This window comes from Chryseobacterium indologenes (assembly GCF_002025665.1).
Taxonomy (GTDB): Bacteria; Bacteroidota; Bacteroidia; order Flavobacteriales; family Weeksellaceae; genus Chryseobacterium; species Chryseobacterium metallicongregator.
The window spans coordinates 2935665-2959222 of record NZ_CP018786.1; the positions used below are offsets into that span (position 1 = coordinate 2935665).

Below are 23558 nucleotides of genomic sequence, written 5' to 3' on the forward strand. Positions count from 1 at the left end.
AACCTTGAAATTTTTGATTAAAATGTTTGGGAACATATTTAACTTAAATTGTTAAATCAAGTAATAAATTATTGTTGCAAATATCTGATAACCTTAATAAAACCTAAAATAATTTTTGTAAATATATGTTATCATTATTGTAATTTTTAATAATATAGCATGTAGTTTATAAATGACATTTAATTTTTTCAATAGTAATTAATTTTTACTACATTTACAACAATAATTAAATATAATAAATAAAAACATAAAAATAAAACACTAAAATTAGCAATGTCGCACAGAATACTTACATCCCTGCTATTAATTTTTATACAGAGTTGTTACGGTCAACTAGTCGATACTGCATGGTATGACACGGATAACGGACTTCCCCAGAATAGTGTAAAAGATATCATTAAAGATAAACATGGGTTCATATGGCTGAGTACAGAAAATGGTTTAGTACGTTATGACGGATATAGTTTTGTTACTTATAATCATCTTAATCTTAAAAACAACAGGTTTACCACATTTTTTGGCAGTGTAGAAAAAGACTCTATTTATAATTTTACTGCTTATACAGAAAACATAGTTTTACTCAATAAAAGAAACATAAACACTTTACGTTATCAGACAGATTGTGTAAGAAAAGCATTGCATGAAAGCAAGTTATATGGATTATTTGTAAAAAATGGAGCTCCTGAAAAAATAGATCATAAAGACTTCTTTATTTATTTTGGTAAAAAAAACACCTATCATCTATTTAATAATGGAATTATACAATATAATGATAGAAAGATAGTACCCATAAAGAAACTGCATAAGAATTATATAACCAATACTTTTTGTTTAGGACAAAATATTTTTATCATTTCCAGAACATTAAAAAAAATTATCAAAATTTCGTCAGGGCAAGTCAGATATTTAGATGCCTCGGATATTTTTTTCCAAAATAATGTGAAAGTATATTGGAGCCAAATTAATGATCAATGCTTTCTTTTTCATGACAATACCTTGTATAGAGTATCCTTTCAGCATAATGAAATTGGTTTAAAAAAAATGATTCATTATGATCTTAATGAAAACTCCTTAGCTTCCATTTATCATGATGAAATCAACAATAAATTATATCTCGGAACATTATCAGATGGATTGAATGTCATCAAGTTTAATAATTTTCATGTAGCTAACCGATCTGATAAATCCTATGAAAATATTTTTTATTCAATACTTCCCTTTGAAGATAATAAAGTAATTACCCCTTCCGGAGATGTATACAATGAAAACGGATTGATAAAACAGTATCATTTTAATACGACAAGCCGATATTTCTTGTTATATGACAGTAAAAAAAATATTATTGTTCAAAATGGGGCTTCATTACTCCGTTTTTTTCAAAACTCCAACTACTCGAAAAGTGAATCTATATATTTTGAGAAAACACCATCTCATGTATTGAATGTCAACAATTACTATGTTATTGCATTTCATGAGCAACCTTCATTACAATCTCAGCTCACCTTCTATAAAGACTCCAGTTTTAAAGATCCCTTTTTACAATTTTGGGTTCCAAATATTGTCACTTCAGTACAGAAGTTGGCTCACAATAAATGGCTGATAGGGAGCAGAGAAGCTTTATATACAATAGAAGCACCAACATTTACCCCTAAAAAAATTTCCACCGAGCCCTTACACATAAGAGAAATTACAAAGACAAAGGATGGAAATTTTTGGATCATGACTCAGGGAAACGGTTTTTTCCTTTATAATAAGGGCCAACTTATTAAAATGCCGGAAGATAAAAACGGATACCTTTTATTTGCCCATACTATTCTGGAGGACAACAAAGGATTTCTTTGGATCAGTACTAACAATGGTTTATTCAAAGTATTCAAAAACAACTTACTGCAATATGCTAAAGATAAGAAAACTTTACCTAACTATTACCGATATAGCAAGGAAGACGGGTTTAATACGAATGAGTTCAATGGTGGAGGTGCTCCCAGCTCTTCAGTTCTTCAGAATGGATATTTTGTATTTCCATCCATCAAAGGCCTGGTGTTTTTTGATCCTCAGAAAATAAGAAGTTATTATCCTAAAAACTTCTTTTTGGAGCGGGTTATTTTTTATGACTCCAAAAGCAGTATAAAAGGGCAGAATATTAATCTGGAAAACAATTTTTATAAAGCAATTATATTATTGGATGTGCCTTATTATGCCAACAGAGCCAATTTGGTTATCGAAGCAAAACTAAAAGATTCCAAAAATGAGAAATGGGAAAGGATAAATAGTGATGGTAAATATTATATCTCAAACCTGGAACCAGGCCAATATCAACTTATTGCGAGGGTATTAATTTCTCCCGAAGGGAAATATCTATACAAAACACTCAATATCAATGTAAAATATTTATTTTATCAAACACTTATTTTTAAATTCTTTATTGCTTTACTATTAATTCTTATTGTATTTACCCTTTTTAAAATAAGAATAAAAAGACAGAAAAAGAAAAAAAGGGAACTTGAAAAAATTATCGCAACAAGAACCCGGAAACTGTCAAAAACAGTTTCAAAATTAGAACATACCAAGGAACAGCTGCGAAAAGAGAGTATACAACAGAAAAAATTATTAGAGACGATTAGCCATGATATCATTACTCCTATAAAGTTTTTATCCATCACAGCTCAAAAGTTATACGAGACTGACGAGCATGATCGTTACATTCAAAAGAAATATTTTGAAAGTTTCTATAAATCTTCAGTAGAATTTTACAATTTCGTAAAAACCTTAAAAGAATACGCGGAGATATATAATAATTCCGAAAAGAATGAAATTTATAATATTTACGAACTGGTAGAAGTCAAAAAAGCTCTTTTTGAAGGTGCTGCCAAAGAACAAAACGTCGTTATTATTAATAATATAAAAGATCCTACCTATTCAAAAATCAATCAGAATGTACTAGCAGTTATCATCCACAACCTTATAGATAATGCAGTTAAAAATACTACCAGTGGAATCATAGAACTTTCTATGTTTGAATATAGCCGTACCTTCTTCCTGGAGGTAAAAGATACGGGCAAGGGAATGAGTAAGGAACAAATGATCTATTATGAAAAGCTTCAGGATAATATTGAAAATGAAAAACTGGTTTTACAAAAATACAGTTTAGGATTACACCTTATTCTTCAGTTACTCATGATGATCAATGGCAAAATTGAATTTAAAAATAATATACCTCAAGGAACGATAATATCAATCAAAATAAAAAAACAAAAACATGAATAAAAAAATTATTATTGCAGATGATCATTTTGTAGTAAGATTTGGCACTACACTGATTTTAGAATCCCACTACAAAGATGTACAGGTTTCCTGTGCAGAATCCTATACGGAACTCATAGAAAAGCTACATATTGAACAATTCGACCTACTAATCCTGGACATCAATATGCCGGAAAGCAAATATTTAAGTATGATTGGTGAATTAAAAACGATGCATCCCCATCTTAAAATTCTGGTTTTTTCTGTGTATGATAATGATATTGCAGTGCAGTATATCATAGAAGGCGCCGATGGATATATTAATAAACTATCTGACGAAAACAATATCCTGGAAGCAGTTCAGCAAATCTTTGAAACCGGAACCTATTATTCTCCGGATATTGTAAAAAAACTCGTTTCTTCAGCTAAAAAAAACAATCCTGTAAATCCACTTGAAACATTATCAGAAAGAGAAAAAGAAATATTTGACCTGTTGGTTAAAGGGTACGGGAATATTGAAATATCAAATGAATTAAACCTTCACCTTTCTACTGTGAGCACCTACAAAGCAAGAATTTATAAAAAGTTGAATATTAAAACCACGGTTGATCTTGTAAGACTAGGCGATAAAAACCAGACACACAAACATAAATAAACTCCTATATTTAGTTTTTTCTAAAAAATAATCTATTGAAGTACCTACTGAATGAATGAATGTAAATAAAAAAAACGGAATAAATATTCCGTTTTTTTTTAATCATCTGTATTCTATAAGAATCGTAAAGTTGTTAATACAATTTTATTAATGCTTTTTTGACTTAATTTTCTTTTGTAATTTTTGGGTTAAGTCAAGTAGTTTATTGATTTGTTCTTTTTGAGCATCAATCTGTGTTTGCTGTTTGATAACATGCAAGTAAAGTTCTTCTACTTTCTCCAATGTCTGGGTTGAAAGTTCTGATAAATTAAATGAGTAAAGTCCATTTTCTGTTTTTGCTAAATCATTAATAGAAGTTACCCCAGGTAAATGGTTGTTCTCTTTAATAAATTTTTCTGTATCATAAATATTTAAAAATTTATATTTAGAATTCAGTAAAGATTTTCCGTTGTAATACTCTTCGAATACATAATCGGGATAGGTAGTTGTTGCTGTCGTAATACTTCCGCTTACTTTTAATTTTTCACCTGGCGCAAAAGTAGTAGTTGAATATCCAACACCCACATTCTTAACAAAAAAAGCATTTCCATCAGGTTCGATCTTAGCTTGTGTAACTCCATTAACTCCAGAAGTTGGAGTTGTCAGAAAACTAATACCTGTAGGTGCATTTGTACCACCTGTCCCAATAGTAAGTCCAGAACTATTTCCTGCAGCTACAACTTGTGCTTCTGAGTTGGTATCACAATAAATAAACAATGAATAATTTCCACCATTGGAAAAGCCCATTGAAGATCTTGTTCCCGTTCCTGAATCCTGTACGATACCCAGCCCCACACTATTATTAATAGTTGTAGTTTGTTGATTCACAAATTTCAGATCCTTTCCATTTTGTGTAACCGTTCTCGTACTGGTAAGAGTGCCATCTGCATTATAAATATTGTTATAAGAACTGATCAGTTTCTGCCATACTGAACCATCAAAATAATAGTAGCCAATACCGTCAATATTTACTCTTGGTCCGGTATTGTTACCTGCTGAGATATCTGTAATATATATCAATGCTCCTTTTTGATTAGCTCCATAAAGTACATCTCCTTTAGCGGAAAGCTGTGCACGGGTAAGCCTCGGTGCCTGAAGTCCGTCAAGATCAGTAGCCCCTAGTTTTCCATTAACATCCAATGTGGAGTTAGGCGTTGTAGTATCAATCCCTACACCTGCCGTCTGTGCAAAAATGCCAGCAGAAGTTACCATTAGGGCTGCCATAAATAAATTTGTTAAATTTTTTCTCATTGTTTTAATTTTAATATTTAAACTTTTTTGAAGTGAAAAATATGGGATAAGCAAGTAACCCTGATTCTTATATCCACTTGTGCATTGTTAACGTAAGACAGAAAAACATTCCATTACTTAAAAAGGGAACTGGAAAAATGATTTTTTGTTTTAAGCGTAAACAAAAAGTAGAATTAAATCTTTACAGAAGTGCATTACCTGATATAAAATTGTTCTACAGATAGTTTTTTAATGTTTTTGGGAATTAAAATATATTATGTTTTTATTTGCAATTCGTCATTACTGACTAATAATTCTTTTATTTTTCAAGAATGGAACTAATCCATTTTGATGTAACAAATTTAAAATACGGGATATGAAAAATTTAACTTTCCCCTGTAAAAACAAATTGCCACCAATGTAGTATTATATCTTGTTTATGTAGTTTAAAAACTACGTAACTCTGTAGATGGTGAAATATATTAAAATATAAACTCTATTTTACAGGGTGATATCATTACAATAATCCTCCGTCAGATTGACAGGAGGATTATTATGGAAGTTAGCAGACAATAAAACAATTCTCCGAAATTATAATGATTGAAGCAGCTTTACAGCCTCTTCATTATTTTGCATTACGGCATGTTGCAAAGCCGTATTGCCTCTATTATCCTTAGCATTTTTATCTGCTCCGTTCTCTAAGAGCAGTTTTAGGATTTCTGTTCTTGCAAAAACAGCAGCATAGATAAGAGCCGTTGCATCATTATAGTTTTTGATGTTTATATTTGCCTTATGGGAAATCAACAACAAAATCATTTCTTTATATCCTTTAAACGTAGCTCCCATTAGTGCCGTATTACCACTATTATCTTGAAGATCAGGCTGAGCTCCATTGTCAAGCAACCACTTTACCGCCTTTTCATGATTATGATATACGGCAAGTATTAAAGGAGTATATCCTTCCTCATTTTTAGAATTGACCTCTTTTTTAAACTGAGAAATTGCTTCTACATTACCTGTCTTTGCATAAGAAAAAATATCCTGTGCACTCATTTTGCTCATTGCAAAAAACATCATGATGGTAGAAAAAAGATATTTCATTATTTCTATTTTGAAGACAATAAAGATTCCAGTTGCTGACGATCCATTTTAACATATTGAGCCAGTCGCTTTCCATATTCTGCATCTGCCTGATAGAAATAGGAGATCATTTTCGCCACTACTTTTTTATTCTCAACACTGCTCAGAGCACTACCCAGATTTTTAATCAGGTTATCCTGATCTTTTTTAGAGAAAGACCGATAAAGTTCTCCAGCTTGTTTAAAGTTGTTTTCTTTATCGAGTTTAGCTTGTGCTGTAGATGTACCGGCAGGGAAAACAGTTTGGGAGTATTTGAATTTTTTATTATCAGTAACTTCAGGCTTAGTTGTTGAAGGCTGATAGTTTACCTCTCCGTTCTGAGCTCTCATAGACATATAGCCGTTTTGGTTATATGTTGTCACATTATTTTTTGCTGCATTAATTGGTAACTGTTGGAAGTTCCCTCCAATTCTGTGTCTTTGGGTATCAAAATATGAGAATAATCTTCCCTGTAACAGTTTATCTTCTGATGGTTCTATTCCCGGAACAAGAGTACCGGGAGAAAAAGCAGCCTGTTCTACCTGCTGAAAATAATTTGTTGGATTTTGATTAAGGGTCATCGTTCCCACTTTCACTGATTTTGCGATAGATTCCGGCCATACTTTAGTTACATCTACCGGATTAAAATCGAGCTTTTCAAAATCATCCTTTTTCAACATCTGCACATATAAATCCCATTTTGGAAAGTCTTTATTCTGGATAGAATTATATAAATCTCTTGTTGCATGTTCTATTTGTGTAGATTGGATTTTATCAGCTTCTTCCTGCGTAAGATTTCTTTCACCTTGCTTGGGAATCCACTTGTATTTTACATAAGTTATTTCTCCTTTTGTATTGATCCATTTAAAAGCATGTACTCCATTTCCTTGCATCTCTCTGTAATTGGCAGGAATTCCATTGTCAGAGAACAACCATGTCAGCATATGGGTAGCCTCCGGGATATTAGCCATAAAATCAAAAACCCTGTTATTATCGGAAGCATTATTAGTAACCGGAGAAGGTTTAAAAGCGTGTACCATATCTGGAAACTTAATTGCATCTCTGATAAAAAACACCGGTAAATTGTTACCTACCAAGTCATAATTTCCCTGATCCGTATAAAACTTAACAGCAAATCCTCTTGGATCTCTAAAAGTTTCCGGAGATCCCTGCTGATGTACTACGGTAGAGAATCTTACCAATACCGGAGTTTTCTTACCAGCCTTTGATAAAAAATCAGCCATTGTAACATCAGAAAAATCAGCATCTGCAACAAATTCACCTATGGCTCCTGCTCCTCTTGCATGCACTACTCTTTCAGGAATTCTTTCCCTGTCAAAGGCAGCCAGTTTTTCGATTAAATGAATATCCTCCAGCAATACCGGTCCGTTATTACCTACTGTTTTAGAATTTTGGTTATCTCCTACAGGGCTCCCTGTATTAGTCGTCAACTGCTGAGAATAGACTGTTGATGCTATCAGGATTCCCGCTAACAAAACATTTTTTTTCATAATTTTTTATTTTATAGTGGGGCAAATATAGAAAGATGATTTACTGGATTCATCTTAATAAATTCAATCTCATTAATTTATTAAATCTATCAGACAATCAAATAACAATAGATATCATCTACTATATTTTATAAAATAAATTTATTTTTTTTCAAACAAATTTCTTTAAGACACTTTAAATAGCGTATCGTGTAGTTTAATAACTACACTCATTTAAACATACTTTAGAGAACAATTACTTAATTTTGCCAAATCAAAAAAAATTAAACACTTGATAAAAACATCAGGGTTAATTAGACATAGCTAGAAGCAATTGATAAGTTGGTATAAGAAGTTTATAACGAAGAAGTTTATAACGAAGACATTTACAAGGCATACATATAAAAACATAAACATTATGAAAAAAAAGGTATTATCACTAATTATCTTGGGTATTTTGACAGCGTGCACTTCTCCCAAAAAAGAAAATACAGAAGTTACTTCAAATAAAGCATCAGATATTAAAGCTGAACTTGTAGGAAAATGGGTACAACCTATTCCAGGACAGGAAAAGGAAAAGCAAGGTATTGAGCTTCGGGACAATGGTACCGCAGCATCAATAAATATGCACACGTTGCTGTATGAACAATGGAAAATTTCTCATGATACCCTATTTCTATGGAGTCGTACTGTAGGAGTAGCACAGCCTTCCACCTCTAGCGATATTGACACCTTACTTATTCAAAAACTTGATAATACATCGTTAACGGTTGTATCTTTAATTGGAGACCCTAAAAATAATGTTGCTCAAACTTACAGTAAAGAAAAATAGGTATTTAATTGCTAACAAATTCTTCTTTAGCCAGAAATTCTAACATCGAAGAAATTTATACTAAAGAAAATAGATTCTAGGATCTATTTTTTTTTACCTATTGAGAGTATAATAATCTTTCTTCAAAATGCAAAAAATCAGTAATTTGATATTCGTCTGATATCTACTGATTTTATTTTATAATAAAGAGAACAAATATTGTTTATCACATCATTATTATCAATAACTTTCTCAACAAGATATCAAAACAAATTCTATATCCATTACGGAACACCAAGTTTACCAAGTATTTAATTAACATCCACCAAACACTCTAAAAAAGCCATGGAAATCGACGTGGCTATCATTTTAAATTTAAAAGCATGTAGTTTTAAAACGACATCCAACACTTCTACTGGCTTTCAAAATTTATTAATTTTATAATACTAGACCATGAATACTTTATAATTACAAGTATTAAAAATGTTTAATAAACAACTTATATTTATATTTTTCATAACTATACAACTGTACTCCAGTCAGCAAACAGCTTCAATATGGTATGATACAGACAATGGCCTTCCTCAGAACAGTGTAAAGGATATTATTAAAGATAAGTACGGATTCATCTGGATCAGTACAGAAAACGGATTGGTACGTTATGACGGAAATAATTTTGCCACCTATAACCATCTTAACTTTAAAAACAACAGATTTACCACTTTTTTTGGAAATTCAAAGAAAGATACCATTTACAATGCAACAGCTTTCGACGAAAATACTGCATTAATATCTAAAAGAAATGTAAGTATTCTCACTCGTAAATCAGGTTGCCTGCAAAGAGTATTACGTAAAAGCAAATCGAACTTTATTTTTACTAAGAATACCATATCAGATCAGTTTGAAGATAAAGATTTCTTTATTTATTTTGATAAGAACAACTATTATCACTTGTTGCATGATGGAACCGTACAATATAAGGATCATAAAGTTACAACGCTGAAGAATCTACCTAAAAACTATATTTCAGATACATTTTGTTTTGACCAGACTATTTTTATCATTTCCAAATCATTAAAAAAAATAATTAAAATTTCTCCTACTCAGATAACTTACCTGGATGCACCTGAGATTTTCTTTAAAAATGGTATAGAAATGTACTGGAGCCAGATCAATAATCAATCTTTTATTATCCTGAATCATACACTGTATAAAATAGGCTATGAGCATAATACTTTTAGTTTAAAAAAATTAGCAGATTATGATCTTAATAAAAACTCTTTAGCCGCCATTTATCATGATGAAGTGAACAATAAACTGTACCTTGGAACATTATCAGATGGATTGAATGTAATAAAATTCAACAATTTTCATGTTGTCAACAAATCAGATAAATCCTATGAAAACATCTTTTATTCAATGCTTCCTTTTGAAAATGATAAGGTAATCACTTCCTTAGGTGATGTATACAATGAAAACGGATTGGTAAAACAGTATCATTTTAATACAACAAGCAATTTTTTTTTACTGTATGATAATCAAAAGAATATTCTTGTTCAGCAGAAATCAAGTTTACTTCGTTATCTTAAAAAATCTAATTATTCTAAAAAAGAAAAACTTGCTTTTAAAAAGGAACCCTCTTATGCATGGAGGGCGAAAAATTTTTTCATTGTAACGTTCCACAAACCTATACTGAAATCTCTCCTTACCTTTTACAAAGACTCCGATTTTAAAACCCCATTCTTACAATTTTCCATTCCAAATATTGTTACCACAGTTCATGAACGTGGCCATGATAAGTGGCTGGTAGGAACCAGGGATGCTTTATATTCAATAGAAACGCCCACTTTTATTCCTAAAAAAATATCTGCCACCCCGTTACATGTAAGAGAAATTACAAAAACAGAGGATGGAAATTTCTGGATTATGACCCAAGGAAATGGCTTCTTTTTATATAAAAACAAGCAACTCATTAAAATGCCGGAAGATAAAAACAGATATCTTTTATTTTCACATACTATTCTGGAGGACAAAAATGGGTTTCTCTGGATCAGTACCAATAATGGATTATTCCAGGTACTGAAAAACAACCTTCTGCAATATTCTAAAGACAGAAAAACATTACCCAACTATTACCGATATAGCAAGGAAGACGGCTTTAATACCAATGAGTTCAATGGTGGCTGCTCACCCAGTGCTTCGGTTCTTCAAAATGGAAATTTTGTATTTCCTTCTATAAAGGGACTTGTATTTTTCCATCCTGAAAAAATAAGAAGCTACTACCCTAAAAACTTCTTTTTGGAAAGAGTCATATTTTATGATTCCAAAAGCAATATTAAAGGAAAAAATATTACTCTTGAAAATAATTTTTATAAAGCAATTATATTAGTTGATGTTCCCTATTATGCCAATAGAACCAATTTAGTTATCGAAGCAAAACTAAAAGGTTCTAAGAATGAAAAATGGGAAAAAATAAACGGCGATGGTAAATATTATATTTCAAATCTGGAGCCGGGACAATATCAACTTATTGTGAGGGTATTAACTTCTCCGAAAGGGAAATACATGTACAAAACAATTAATATTAATGTAAAGCACCTTTTTTATCAGATTCTCATCTTTAAGATTTTTATTCTATTTTTTATATCAGTATTTACATTAAAAATGATAAAACTTAGAATAAAAAGGCAAATATTAAACAAGAAGGAACTTGAAGACATTATTGAAATAAGAACCCGGAAACTATCAAAAACAGTTTCAAAATTAGAATATACCAAGGAACAACTGCGAAAAGAGAGTGTACAGCAGAAAAAACTATTGGAAACCATAAGCCATGATATTATTACTCCTATAAAGTTCTTATCTATAACCGCCAAAAAGTTATATGAGACTGACGAACATGATCGTTATATACAAAAAAAACATTTTGAAAGTTTCTACAAATCTTCGGTAGAATTTTACAATTTCGTGAAAACCTTAAAAGAATACGCGGAGATATATAATATTTCTGAAAAGAATGAAACTTATAATGTTTACGAAATTGTGGAAGCTAAAAAAACACTTTTTGAGGTGGCTGCCAAAGAGCAAAATACTCTTATTGTCAACAATATTAAAGACCCTACTTATTCAAAGATCAACCAGAATGTGGTAGCAGTTATCATCCATAACCTTATAGATAATGCAATTAAAAATACCACTAATGGAGTTATAGAGCTTTCTACCATTGAAGATGATACTATCTTTTTCCTGGAAGTAAGAGATACCGGTAAAGGAATGAGCAAGGAACAGATGACTTATTATGAAAAGCTTCAGGACAATATTGAAAATGAAAAACTGGTTTTACAAAAATACAGTTTAGGATTACATCTCATCCTTCAGCTGCTTATGATGATCAATGGTAAAATTGAATTTAAAAACAATATACCACAAGGAACTATAGTATCGATTAAAATAAAAAAACAAAAATATGACTAGAAAAATTATTATTGCAGATGATCATTTTGTAGTAAGATTAGGCACTACACTGATTTTAGAATCCCACTACAAAGATGTACAGATTTCCTGTGCAGAATCTTATACGGAACTCACGGATAAGTTATACGCAGAACAGTTTGATTTGCTCATCCTCGATATCAATATGCCGGAAAGTAAATATTTAAGCATGATTGGTGAATTAAAAAAAATACAGTCCAATCTGAAAATTCTGGTTTTCTCTGTATACGACAATGACATCGCAGTACAGTATATCATTGAAGGCGCCGATGGATATATTAATAAACTATCTGACGAAAACAATATTCTGGAAGCAGTTCAGCAAATCTTTGAAACCGGAACCTATTATTCTCCGGAGATTGTGAAAAAACTGGTTTCTTCTGCAAAAAAAGACACTCCAATAAATCCACTGGAAGCTTTATCAGAAAGAGAAAAGGAAATATTTAATCTACTGGTTAAGGGTTACGGAAATATTGAAATATCAAATGAATTAAACCTTCACCTATCTACAGTCAGCACCTACAAAGCAAGAATTTATAAAAAACTGAATATTAAAAACACTGTTGATCTTGTTAGATTGGGAGACCGAAATCAAGTACATAAAAAATAATTAAAAAACCTTGTGTCCATTTGAAACACCATGTTTTTATTGTTATGCTCAACTCAGATAATATTTACTATGAAAATCTTAATTATAGAAGACCATAAAGATTTGATCATCAATATCACTGATTATCTGAAAAATGAAGATTATATCTGTGAAATTGCATCAGATGCTCAAACAGCATTCGAAAAGATTGAACTTTTTGAGTATGATTGTATTCTTCTTGATCTGATGCTTCCCGACGGAAATGGTCTGGATATTTTAAAACATATTAAAACCTGCTCTGCGGGAACAGGTGTAATCATTGTATCAGCAAGAGATTCATTAGACATCAAATTAGCAGGACTGGATGAAGGTGCCGATGATTATATTACGAAACCTTTCCCACTTCCTGAACTTCATTCCAGGATAAAAGCTGTTTTCAGGAGGAAAACCCCGGAAACCCACCGACATCTTATCTTCAATGAAATATCAATAGATCTTGAATCTAAGGCATGCAGTATCTGTAATCAGCTGATCAGTTTAACCAAAAAGGAATTGAACCTTTTGATCTATTTTATCAACAACCAAAACAGGATGCTGACCAAGCAGGCTATCGCCAGTCATTTATGGGGAGATTACACCTATAGTATTGACAATATTGATTTTGTATATCAACATTTGAAAAATCTAAGAAAAAAACTCATAGAATCAGGAGGTAAAGATTATCTGCAGACTGTCTATGGATTGGGCTATAAGTGGATTGACAAATGAGTTTAAGTTTACAATTTGCAAGGGCTTTTGCCTGTTTGGTATTCTTTGTTCTCATGATGGGTTTTATCATTATGTATTTTGCACTGGAAAGAACCATCGTCCGTTCTGCTATTCTAAAACTACAAACCCAGAATATGCAGGTCGCCCAGCAGTTGGAACAAAATCCATCCTATGACTATACTCTTTTTGGCCAGAACCCCGCTGTAACTATGCTTCCTGATTCCCAACATATATCCAAGAGAAAACAAATTGCAGAAAAATATATTTGGAATAGTAATTCACAATCTTACATTAATAAGATAGAAGTAATGGATTATCTTGTTATTCACAAAAAAAAATATTCCATAAAAAGCATCCGTTACATTACGATCATTGAGCACCGGTTTCTAACAAGTATTCTGATGGTGATTGCATGGATAACAATATTTCTGATCATCCTAACGATCATTGTCAGTACAATTGTTTCAAAAAGTATTCTGGAACCGTTCTATTGTTCTCTGGATGAGATTAAAAAATTCAATTTAAAAGATCATTCTCAGATGAATCTTATGGAGACCAACATCAAAGAATTCAAACTGCTTAATCAGTTTCTGCTGAAAATGTCTGATAATTCAAAAAAAGATTATAACCTGCTGGAAGAACTTTCTGAAAACACTTCTCACGAACTCCAGACTCCTCTGGCTTCTATGAAAGGGAAGATAGAACTGCTAATGGACAGTCAGCTTTCTGAGTACCAGCTCACCACCTTAGATATGATGAATAATGAATTGGACAGACTCTCTTCTATCAATCAATCTCTTATTCTTCTGGCAAAACTGGAACATTTTGAGAAAAGAACTACCGATCCCATTAATTTTTCAGAAGTATTACGGGAAAGACTGCAATACTTTGAAGAAATATTTACTCTTCAAAACCTCACTATTATTACTGATATTCAAGATAATATTTTTTTAAGCCTTGATAAAAATCTGGCAGCCATCATCATCAATAACCTTATCAGTAATGCCAGAAAACACAATATGGATAATGGGGATATTCGCTTAAAACTTACAGAACATTTTTTTGAGATCTCCAACACCGGCTATCCTCCTACTCTGCCCACTGAAGAATTATTCCAGAGATTCAAGCGTGGTAATCCCAACCAAAACTCTATCGGGATTGGTTTGGCATTGGTAAAGAGAATTTTGGAGATTTACCACACTAAAATCTCTTATCATTTTAACAACAATAGACACACTATCATAATATATTTCACAAATCAATCCATTGAAAAACAATAATTTAATAACAAATTCAGTACATCAGTAACAACTTCAGATTTTCTTCAGAATTTATGTCTTGTTTAGGTGCAAATAAAACCACCTATGAAAAGAATGCTATTAATTTTAGGTTTAATAGGAGCTCCGATGGCTTACAGTCAAGATACTCTTAAGCTTAAGAAACCTGAAATTACGACTGAAAAAAATCCCTTAGATATTGGTGAACTCAAAATCAACCTTAATCCTAAAGGAGATAAATGGTTAAAATTCAGTGTTTCCAGCCAGATATGGCTTCGAAGCATTGAAAATAATCCGGGTACAGCTGTAAACTCTGTTCCTCAGCAGGAAACTTATGATGCAGGAATGCGAAGAATGAGACTCACCATTCAAAGCCAGGTCACTCCTTTTTACTCTGTATTCCTTCAGATAGGAGCAAACAATCAAAATTTTATCTCTGGAGGAGGCTCAGGTACAGGCACGAATGGAGCAGGAAAAAAGGCTGCCTTCTTTTTCCATGATGCCTATAATGAATTAGCAATTATTCCAAGAAATGATTTTCAGACAGGGTTACCTAATAAAAGCAACCTTTACTTCGGTGTAGGGCTTCATTCCTGGAATGGAGTAAGTAGAATGACAAACGGAAGTACCACTAAAATGCTGGCAGGAGATCTTCCTATTTTTAATTTTCCCACTATTGAAATTTCAGATCAGTTTTCCAGACAGTTTGGTGTATTTGTACATGGAGAATTTGACAGACTTAATTATAGATTCAGTGTCAATAAACCTTTTGCTACAAACATAAAGCCTATTGTAGGAAGCGGTGCTGTAGATAATAATCAAAATGGTAAATTATCCTTTGCAGGATATGCCTACTATCAGTTTTTCAATAAAGAAATTACAGCAACCTCTTTTCTGGCTGGAAACAACCTCGCTGTAAAAAAAGTACTGAATATAGGAGCAGGATTTTACGCCAATAAAAATGCTACACTGACCCAGCCCAAAGAAAATGTTTTTGAATCTCATAATGCTTCTATTTTCGGCACTGATATCTACTCTGAAATTCCAGTTGGAGATAAAAAGAAAGAAATGGGGCTTACTATATATGGCGTCTTCTATAATTATAACTATGGTCCTAACTATCTAAGAACAAGTGGTATTATGAACCCTGGCACAGCAGATCCTGAATTCACAGGACAAAAAGCTCTGGAGGGAGCAGGAAATAACCGGATTTTAATGGGAACAGGAAATATATTCTTTACCCAGGCTGGTTTCGTACTTCCTAAATTCAGTAAAATCCTGAAAGTTCAACCCTTCTTCAGCTATGCTTTAAAAGATATGAAAGCCTTACATGAAAAAGGAAGCTACTATGACATGGGTGCCAATTTCTTTCTCTATGGCCAAAATGCAAAAATTGTAGCTCAGTATAGCAGCAGACCGATATATGATGCTGTTTCAAAAACGATTTTTGACAGAAAGGGAGAATTCCTGCTTGGACTTTACATCGTACTTTAAAATTACTTTCTATGAATACAACTCAAATTACAACTTCGCAGAGAATCAAAGCCATCATTGGTGGTTCAATAGGAAATCTGGTAGAATGGTATGACTGGTATGCTTATGCCGCATTTGCCATCTATTTTTCAAATTCATTTTTCCCGGATTCTGACCTTAATGCACAGCTGCTTAATACTGCCGGAATTTTTGCTGTAGGTTTCCTCATGCGTCCTGTTGGTGGATGGATGTTTGGAAGTATTGCAGATAAAATTGGAAGAAAAAGAGCTATGACCCTTTCCGTTTTACTGATGTCTTTCGGATCATTACTGATAGCCCTTACTCCTACTTATGAAACTATAGGAATCTTAGCCCCCGTAATGTTATTGATTGCAAGACTTCTTCAAGGATTAAGTGTAGGCGGAGAATATGGCGTTTCAGCTACGTATCTGAGTGAAATGGCAGATGAAAAAAGAAGAGGTTTCTATTCAAGTTTTCAATACGTAACTTTAATTGGTGGACAGCTTATAGCCTTAGGAATCCAGCTCATTTTACAGAAATTAGTACTCACAGAAACACAGCTGGAAAATTGGGGATGGAGAATTCCTTTTGTAGTAGGAGCTTTTCTTTCCGTGATTGCCTTATATCTTAGGTCAAGCCTTCATGAAACTGAGGCTTTTAAAAATAAAGCTTCTCAAGAAAAGAAAGGAACAATCAAAGAACTCCTTAAGCATCCCAAAGCCATCCTTACTGTAGTTGGGCTTACATTAGGAGGAACTCTGGCGTTCTATACCTATACAACGTACATGCAAAAGTTCCTGGTCAATACAGTGCATCTTAGCAAAGAACAGTCTACTTTGATATCATTTATTTCCTTATTTCTTTTTGCATGTCTGCAGCCAGTATTTGGAATGGTATCTGACAAAATAGGCAGAAAACCTTTACTGATTGGTTTTGGAATTCTTGGAACAATATGCACAGTACCTCTTCTCACTATGCTGAGTGTCATTAGCTCTGCATGGGCTGCATTCTTTTTAATTATGATTGCCCTGGTTATTCTTAGCGGATATACTTCAATTAATGCGGTAGTAAAAGCAGAACTCTTTCCTTCAGAGATCCGGGCTTTGGGAGTAGGTCTTCCTTATGCCCTTACTGTTGCTATTTTTGGGGGAACTGCTGAATATATTGCCCTATGGCTCAAAAAGATAAACATGGAATCATTATTCTATTGGTACATCACAGCATGTATACTTTTTTCTCTGATTGTATATGCAAGAATGAAAGACACGAAAAAAACTTCAGAATTAGATAAAGATTAAATGCAGCTATATCGGTAAACCACAATATTTATTCGGCATTCTATCCCTTAACATATTACAAGTATAATAATTTAAACACTTATGAAATCAAAAAAAATATATCAGCAGCTTTACTTTCAAGTTGTTATAGCTATCATTGGCGGAGTACTTTTAGGTCAGTTTTATCCTGAAGTTGGTGAAAAAATGAAACCATTGGGTGACGGTTTTATTAAACTGGTTAAAATGATTATCGCCCCGGTTATTTTTATTACCCTTACATTGGGAATTGCCCACATGACAGACCTCACCAAAGTGGGTCGGATTGCTATAAAATCAATGATCTATTTTCTTACATTCTCTACCCTGGCTCTTGTCATTGGGCTTATTGTAGGAAATCTATTACAGCCAGGATCAGGATTAAATATAGATCCGGCTAATCTTTCCGGTGATATTTCCCAGTATCAACAGAAAGCCCATGAAACAACGATCACTGGATTTCTCACTAATATTATTCCTGACACTTTGTTTAGTCCTCTTGTAGGCGATAACATTCTTCAGATACTGTTGGTATCTATCTTAATGGGAGTTGCTTTGGTATTAACTAAAAGTAAAAGCCAGAAGATCATTGATTTTATCCAGGATCTATCAGCTCCCATCTTTAAAATTGTACATATGCTGATGAAGCTTGCACCTATCGGAGCTTTTGGTGCAATGGCATTTACTATCGGGAAATACGGACTTTACTCGGTTTTAAATCTGATTTTTTTAGTAGGTACTTTTTACATCACTTCTATCCTGTTCATCATTATCATATTAGGAGCAGTAGCCTGGTATAATGGATTTAATATTTTCAAGCTCATCGTTTATCTTAAAGAAGAAGTTCTTCTGGTATTAGGAACAAGTTCTTCAGAATCTGCACTGCCAGGGATTATGGAGAAGCTTGAGAAAGCAGGCTGTTCGAAAACTATTGTAGGTTTTGTTGTTCCTACCGGCTATTCTTTTAATCTTGACGGAACTAATATTTATATGACTCTTGCTTCACTTTTTATTGCCCAGGCTCTTAATATTCACCTGCCTATTGAAAAACAGCTGGCACTCCTTCTGATTGCTATGCTAAGTTCTAAAGGAGCGGCAGGGGTTACAGGAGCAGGTTTTGTCACTTTAGCAGCAACATTGGCTATTGTACCGGAAATTCCTATTGCCGGAATGACGCTGATTTTAGGAATCGATAAATTTATGAGTGAATGCAGAGCCATCACAAATGTTATTGGTAATTCTGTGGCTACTGTTGTAGTGGCTAACTGGGAGAATCAACTTGATAAAAAACAACTTCAGTTATGTCTTAATACCCCTCATAAAAACCTTACCGAATAATAAGAGCATTTCTATATTTAACTTCATATTAGTAAAGCCTTGTTTTAAAATTTTTAAAACAGGGCTTTTTTACAGATATAAATCAACAATAACCACTATAAAAACCGTCATTCCTATCGTTAAATAACTACAACCTTAATGCCTTTGTAAGCAAATTTATTATATAGCTTTGCTCATAAAAGAAGTTATATGAAAAGGTGGTTTTTATTTTTCATTATTCCAATGGGAATAATATTAATTGGTTTATTATTCCTTAGGTCCAAGAACACAAATAGTTTAACCCAACAGCATAAATCACCTGATATTAAAAATAGTCCTTTCCATAAAGAATATCTTAGTAAAGGGGGAATAACTGTTGTTAATGTATGGGCAACCTGGTGTCAGCCATGTGTAGAGGAAATCCCCGCCTTTCAAAAAATAGCAACCGAAAATAATCATATCAAATTTGTTTTCTTATCGCTGGATGAAGATCAGAAAAAATTAGAAATGTTTCTTACAAAACACCCTATTAATGATATAACGTTTAAAAACAAAGATTATATAGAGACAATCAAAACATTTCTTGGCGGAAATGGCGTCATGGGATATAGCGTTATACCACAGACTTTTATTATAAAAGATGGCAAAGTTGTAGACAAAAGCATGGGAGGTATTGACTATCAGAATTTTACAGACAAGTTAAAATCATTCTACTAGATCCAATTAAATAGGTTGATTAAACCCCAAATAATTGGATTATTCAAATAATTTATTAACATAAAAATCCAAAATTATGAAATTTAAATCATTACTATTTATGTCCCTATTTCCAATAATAGGTTTTGCACAGCAAAATAGGCCTCATGAGTGTAAAGCAGATGAAATGATGAAAAAACATTTTGAACTGCATCCTGAATCAAAGGCTGAATATGAAAATTTTGAGAAATACACCAAAGATTTCATAAAAAAAATGAAATCAAACAAAAATTCATTGAATAATACAATCAATAATCCAACCTACATTATCCCTGTGGTTTTTCATGTGTATGGAGAATCTCAGAGTAATGTAAAAGTAAATTATCAAAAAGTAGTTGACTTACTGGAACAAATTAACTTAAATTTCAATGGAATCAATACTGATTCAAACACTGTAGATCCTGACTTCCAATCTATCAGAGGAGCGTTAAGCATTGAATTTCGATTAGCTAAAATTGATCCAACCGGAAAAGCAACAAGTGGAGTGGTATTTCATCCTTTCAAAGGTGGATACGGCAACGGTGGCGGATATGATACAGAAATTGGCACAGATGCCTGGGATAATTCAAAGTATATGAATGTGTATATCCAAAATGACCTGTATGCTAATAAGGATTTATATCAATCAGGAGTGGCCTGGTATCCGGATTCATACATGACTTCAGTAAATACAGCCAGAGTTGTTTATAATGGACGTTATATATTTAATGCTGCAGGAACAGTGGCTTCAAACGAGTTTTCTGATACATTCACTCACGAATTTGGACATTGGCTAAATCTTCAGCACACGTTCAATGTTCTGTGTTCAACTGCCAACCCTGGTAATGATGGTGACGGAGTGGCTGACACCCCTGTAGAAAATATGTCTTCCGGACTAGGATGTACAGTGGGCAATAATTGTCTAGGACAAAAAGTGAACGTAGAAAACTATATGGGATACAACGGTTCTTCCGGTTGTTATAAAATGTTTACTAATGGACAGGTTGACAGGATGATAGCTGCATTAAACCATGCTTCAAGAATAAATTTATGGCAGCCTGCCAACTTAGCTGCAACCGGAGTTGCTAATACTCCACCAAGGCTAACCCTTAGCAACAGTACATTTACAGAGAACTTAGACAATAACGGAGCTGTATCATTAGATGGAACAGTAGCCTCTGCTCCTACATCAACAATTACATTAAATTCAGCAACATTTGCCGTACCAAATGGAACAACTCTTACTGCAGGAACACATTTCACTTCTTCATTACCCGCAGGATTAACAGCAGCTATAGTAGTTACAAGCCCTACTACTGCTACACTTACCATAAATGGTGCGGCAACCAGTCACCCTAAAAGCCAGGTCCTGAATTCATCAATTACATTCCTGAATCCGGCTATAACAGGAGGCACAACTTCACTAGGATCAACAACAGCTTTAGCATTAACTTTTTCTTATAAAGATCCTTATAAAATAGTTACAGGGACTCCTCTGGAAAGCTATGCCAACCCAACAGCAACAACCGTAACAACCAACTCCGGAGCACCTTGGAAATATTTTATCATTAACCCGGAACTTAGTGATGATGCAGGATATGGCGCCTGGTATTATGCTGCAAATCAATTAAAACTGGAAACCTATTGGAAAGGATTAGTATGTGAAACAGGAACAAGAAATATCAGTTTAATTCCAGCCTGTACCACCATAACTAATGCAAATAATATAGGCTATCCTATTAGTACTCCCGGACAACTGGATGTCTACACTCCTACATATACTACCTGGTCTGGCCAAACCGCTTATGTTGGTTTTAGAAACCAATTCGATGGCTACAACATTAACGGTTATTTCAAATTGATTGTGGGGGCAAATGGTTCAAATTATTCTGTAACTGAATTTGGATATAATACACAACCATATGGCAGTATTACAACACCTTGTGCATTATCTACTGTAGATGTTGATACAACAAACTCAGAAATTTCCATTTATCCAAATCCGGCTTCTGATGTATTGAATATTAAAACAAAAGGGAAAATTAAATCAATTGCTGTTTATGATATGTCTGGAAGAAAAATGAATGCTAAAGTTATTGGTGATAAGGTGGATGTTAAACACTTCCTAAGCGGAACTTATTTAATTGATATTGAAACCACTTTAGGAAAATCTTCCCAAAAATTCATTAAAAAATAAGATCAAACACTGTATCAATAAAACATGATATCTAATAAAGGGGGCTGAATATAACTTCGTTTAACATTCATATTTTTTAATTTCCTGTATTTTATGAGATGGTACAGGATCAGGATGGGCTCATTGAGCCCATCTTTTTTATATAACATCCTTAAAAATATGTTATATGACAATTTATAGCTTCATTGGTATAGTCTAATGTTTACAACATATACTTCTTATTACTTAAGCTATTTCAATAAGTTTGTCATTATTAAACTGTTTATTTCATCTTTTAAATTTCGCTCATTTAAATTTAAAAGTATAATATAAGTCAATTACATAATCCTTTAATAAAAAGATATCATTTTTAAACATAAATTCGTCAAACATTCATATTTTAACTTTCTGTATTTTTGAGATGGTACAGGATTAAGATGGGCTCAATGAGCTCATCTTTTTTATATAACATTCTAAAAAAAGATCTTATATGACAATTTATTACTTCATTGATATAGTTGAATATCTACAACCTATACTTCTTATTACTTAAGCTATTTTAATAAGTTTGTCTTATTAAGTTGTTTATGTATACTTTACTAGTAATATTTTAAATAAGTAAAAGATAGGGGACATCTTTTGAGAACCAACTATATCCACATCTTCAATTTCCGATTTTTAGTACTATTGACATTATTCATAATATTAAATTTCACCCTTTTTTAATTTAAAAGTATTACATAAATCGGATATAAAGTCCAGTAACTTTTTTAAGGATATAGTACGTATTATTAGTATTTAAGTGTACAATGGAAGATGGGCAATATGCTCATCTTTCTTTTTTATACCACAGCCTTCTTTATAAATCTATTAAGATCAACAAAGGATATTACTTGTTTTTATCATTAAAAAGGCAGGATTTCATTGATTAATATTTTCATAAGTGTAGTATAATGCCTACGATTCTGATTCTCTGTTATAGAAAAGCATTAATATTTTTGTCACACATTGAAGAATTAATGAAATCCATATTTACTCTGGTCGTTGTGGCAGCCCTTAATCTGGCATGTACCCATACTGAACCAAAAATATTTACCAATAAGAACTCCTCTACTATTTATCATAAAGTTTACCAAATTTCGGAATTGGCTGCTGTTCCAGACTTTGCTGCACCAATTAAAGAATCGTGGGAAATTCGGAAATTCACATTGATCAAGGATGACTGTAAAAAATTAAATTTTGAACTAAAAGGTACATCCTCAAGCTTTTGGAAGGAAGACAATACCCTGACTGGTTTTGTGATGACTGATATAAAAACAAAAGAAAAAGCAGTGATGACAATAGAAGAAAACGGATATGAACTGATTTATACAGATCATTGCAAAATCTTCAAATTACAAGGTAAAACTGACATCAATAATAAAATATTGACCGATCCGGTGAGTATTCTCAAGAATAAACTTCTAACCTATGCAAGAAACAGGAGATAATACACTTTACCCAACAATGAGATTTCTAAATCGATTTTACATGATACCCATGTCATAAAAAACAGAAAAAATAACACTAACAATATTTTCACAATCGTAGTTCAACAACTACACTTTAAATTCTTTGTTACACCTATTACATTCTTAATTTCATCACTAAAAAAGAATTAATATGTGAAAATTATTATGCTGGGTTGCATTTAAAACCCATTATTCGCTACATCGGATATTTAAACCTTCAAACTGCCATTCAATCAGTAATGGACATGTATGAATAGATCAATATCAACTTATTCATCTTAAAAAAGAATGAGATATCT

16 protein-coding genes are annotated in these 23558 nt (G+C 32.6%); 13 read left to right on the forward strand and 3 right to left on the reverse strand.

Annotation, left to right across the window (positions count from 1 at the left end; translation table 11 throughout):
• Positions 1-273 precede the first annotated feature (273 nt).
• On the forward strand, positions 274-3267 hold the full coding sequence (locus tag BUE84_RS13375) for a two-component regulator propeller domain-containing protein (protein WP_079242048.1): 2994 nt from the start codon (positions 274-276) through the stop codon (positions 3265-3267).
• Positions 3260-3898 carry a response regulator transcription factor gene (locus BUE84_RS13380; protein WP_079242049.1) on the forward strand — a complete coding sequence of 213 codons (639 nt, stop codon included), beginning with the start codon at positions 3260-3262 and terminating at the stop codon, positions 3896-3898. The genes BUE84_RS13375 and BUE84_RS13380 overlap by 8 nt, the downstream gene beginning before the upstream one ends.
• Before the next feature lie 147 nt (positions 3899-4045).
• On the opposite strand, the gene BUE84_RS13385 is transcribed toward BUE84_RS13380, so the two are convergent.
• The 3 genes from BUE84_RS13385 to BUE84_RS13395 all read right to left on the reverse strand — a co-directional run bounded on the left by BUE84_RS13385 (position 4046) and on the right by BUE84_RS13395 (position 7797).
• The gene (locus BUE84_RS13385; protein ID WP_079242050.1) at positions 4046-5188 is read right to left on the reverse strand and encodes a hypothetical protein; all 1143 of its coding nucleotides are present in this window, start codon (positions 5186-5188) and stop codon (positions 4046-4048) included.
• Positions 5189-5758: 570 nt separating this feature from the next.
• Positions 5759-6268, reverse strand: coding sequence for an ankyrin repeat domain-containing protein (locus BUE84_RS13390; RefSeq protein ID WP_079242051.1), 510 nt, complete (start codon positions 6266-6268; stop codon positions 5759-5761).
• Positions 6269-6273: 5 nt separating this feature from the next.
• Positions 6274-7797 (reverse strand): catalase, encoded by a 1524-nt coding sequence (locus tag BUE84_RS13395; protein WP_185116993.1) that lies wholly within the window; start codon positions 7795-7797, stop codon positions 6274-6276.
• A 397-nt stretch (positions 7798-8194) separates the two neighbouring features.
• Here BUE84_RS13395 and BUE84_RS13400 point away from each other — a divergent pair, with 397 nt between their 5' ends.
• The 11 genes from BUE84_RS13400 to BUE84_RS13450 all read left to right on the forward strand — a co-directional run bounded on the left by BUE84_RS13400 (position 8195) and on the right by BUE84_RS13450 (position 23238).
• Positions 8195-8608, forward strand: coding sequence for a lipocalin family protein (locus BUE84_RS13400; RefSeq protein WP_079242053.1), 414 nt, complete (start codon positions 8195-8197; stop codon positions 8606-8608).
• Between the two features lie 462 nt (positions 8609-9070).
• The gene (locus tag BUE84_RS13405) at positions 9071-12061 is read left to right on the forward strand and encodes a two-component regulator propeller domain-containing protein (RefSeq protein ID WP_079242054.1); all 2991 of its coding nucleotides are present in this window, start codon (positions 9071-9073) and stop codon (positions 12059-12061) included.
• Entirely contained in the window at positions 12054-12689 is a 636-nt protein-coding gene (locus BUE84_RS13410) for a response regulator transcription factor (protein ID WP_079242055.1), read from the forward strand. Before BUE84_RS13405 ends, BUE84_RS13410 begins: the two co-directional genes overlap by 8 nt.
• Before the next feature lie 69 nt (positions 12690-12758).
• Positions 12759-13436: a response regulator transcription factor gene (locus BUE84_RS13415; RefSeq protein WP_079242056.1), complete on the forward strand. Its 678-nt coding sequence runs from the start codon at positions 12759-12761 to the stop codon at positions 13434-13436.
• Positions 13433-14716: a sensor histidine kinase gene (locus BUE84_RS13420; protein WP_079242057.1), complete on the forward strand. Its 1284-nt coding sequence runs from the start codon at positions 13433-13435 to the stop codon at positions 14714-14716. Before BUE84_RS13415 ends, BUE84_RS13420 begins: the two co-directional genes overlap by 4 nt.
• An 84-nt stretch (positions 14717-14800) precedes the next feature.
• Positions 14801-16207: a hypothetical protein gene (locus BUE84_RS13425; RefSeq protein ID WP_079242058.1), complete on the forward strand. Its 1407-nt coding sequence runs from the start codon at positions 14801-14803 to the stop codon at positions 16205-16207.
• Between the two features lie 11 nt (positions 16208-16218).
• Positions 16219-17505: an MFS transporter gene (locus BUE84_RS13430; RefSeq protein ID WP_079242059.1), complete on the forward strand. Its 1287-nt coding sequence runs from the start codon at positions 16219-16221 to the stop codon at positions 17503-17505.
• Positions 17506-17586: 81 nt separating this feature from the next.
• On the forward strand, positions 17587-18858 hold the full coding sequence (locus BUE84_RS13435; protein WP_079242060.1) for a dicarboxylate/amino acid:cation symporter: 1272 nt from the start codon (positions 17587-17589) through the stop codon (positions 18856-18858).
• A 189-nt stretch (positions 18859-19047) separates the two neighbouring features.
• Positions 19048-19554, forward strand: coding sequence for a TlpA family protein disulfide reductase (locus tag BUE84_RS13440; protein ID WP_079242061.1), 507 nt, complete (start codon positions 19048-19050; stop codon positions 19552-19554).
• A gap of 166 nt (positions 19555-19720) precedes the next feature.
• Entirely contained in the window at positions 19721-21769 is a 2049-nt protein-coding gene (locus BUE84_RS13445; RefSeq protein WP_158521363.1) for a zinc-dependent metalloprotease, read from the forward strand.
• A gap of 998 nt (positions 21770-22767) precedes the next feature.
• Positions 22768-23238, forward strand: a complete 471-nt coding sequence (locus BUE84_RS13450) for a hypothetical protein (RefSeq protein WP_079242063.1) — start codon at positions 22768-22770, stop codon at positions 23236-23238.
• Positions 23239-23558 lie beyond the last annotated feature (320 nt).

Bases quoted from the DNA above. Each gene is read 5' to 3' on its own strand.
- BUE84_RS13410 (WP_079242055.1), top strand. From the start codon at position 12,054: ATGACTAGAAAAATTATTATTGCAGATGATCATTTTGTAGTAAGATTA.
- BUE84_RS13405 (WP_079242054.1), top strand. From the start codon at position 9,071: ATGTTTAATAAACAACTTATATTTATATTTTTCATAACTATACAACTG.
- BUE84_RS13420 (WP_079242057.1), top strand. From the start codon at position 13,433: ATGAGTTTAAGTTTACAATTTGCAAGGGCTTTTGCCTGTTTGGTATTC.
- BUE84_RS13445 (WP_158521363.1), top strand. From the start codon at position 19,721: ATGATGAAAAAACATTTTGAACTGCATCCTGAATCAAAGGCTGAATAT.
- BUE84_RS13440 (WP_079242061.1), top strand. From the start codon at position 19,048: ATGAAAAGGTGGTTTTTATTTTTCATTATTCCAATGGGAATAATATTA.
- BUE84_RS13385 (WP_079242050.1), bottom strand. From the start codon at position 5,188: ATGAGAAAAAATTTAACAAATTTATTTATGGCAGCCCTAATGGTAACT.
- BUE84_RS13395 (WP_185116993.1), bottom strand. From the start codon at position 7,797: ATGAAAAAAAATGTTTTGTTAGCGGGAATCCTGATAGCATCAACAGTC.
- BUE84_RS13435 (WP_079242060.1), top strand. From the start codon at position 17,587: ATGAAATCAAAAAAAATATATCAGCAGCTTTACTTTCAAGTTGTTATA.
- BUE84_RS13425 (WP_079242058.1), top strand. From the start codon at position 14,801: ATGAAAAGAATGCTATTAATTTTAGGTTTAATAGGAGCTCCGATGGCT.
- BUE84_RS13430 (WP_079242059.1), top strand. From the start codon at position 16,219: ATGAATACAACTCAAATTACAACTTCGCAGAGAATCAAAGCCATCATT.
- BUE84_RS13390 (WP_079242051.1), bottom strand. From the start codon at position 6,268: ATGAAATATCTTTTTTCTACCATCATGATGTTTTTTGCAATGAGCAAA.
- BUE84_RS13415 (WP_079242056.1), top strand. From the start codon at position 12,759: ATGAAAATCTTAATTATAGAAGACCATAAAGATTTGATCATCAATATC.
- BUE84_RS13375 (WP_079242048.1), top strand. From the start codon at position 274: ATGTCGCACAGAATACTTACATCCCTGCTATTAATTTTTATACAGAGT.
- BUE84_RS13400 (WP_079242053.1), top strand. From the start codon at position 8,195: ATGAAAAAAAAGGTATTATCACTAATTATCTTGGGTATTTTGACAGCG.
- BUE84_RS13450 (WP_079242063.1), top strand. From the start codon at position 22,768: ATGAAATCCATATTTACTCTGGTCGTTGTGGCAGCCCTTAATCTGGCA.
- BUE84_RS13380 (WP_079242049.1), top strand. From the start codon at position 3,260: ATGAATAAAAAAATTATTATTGCAGATGATCATTTTGTAGTAAGATTT.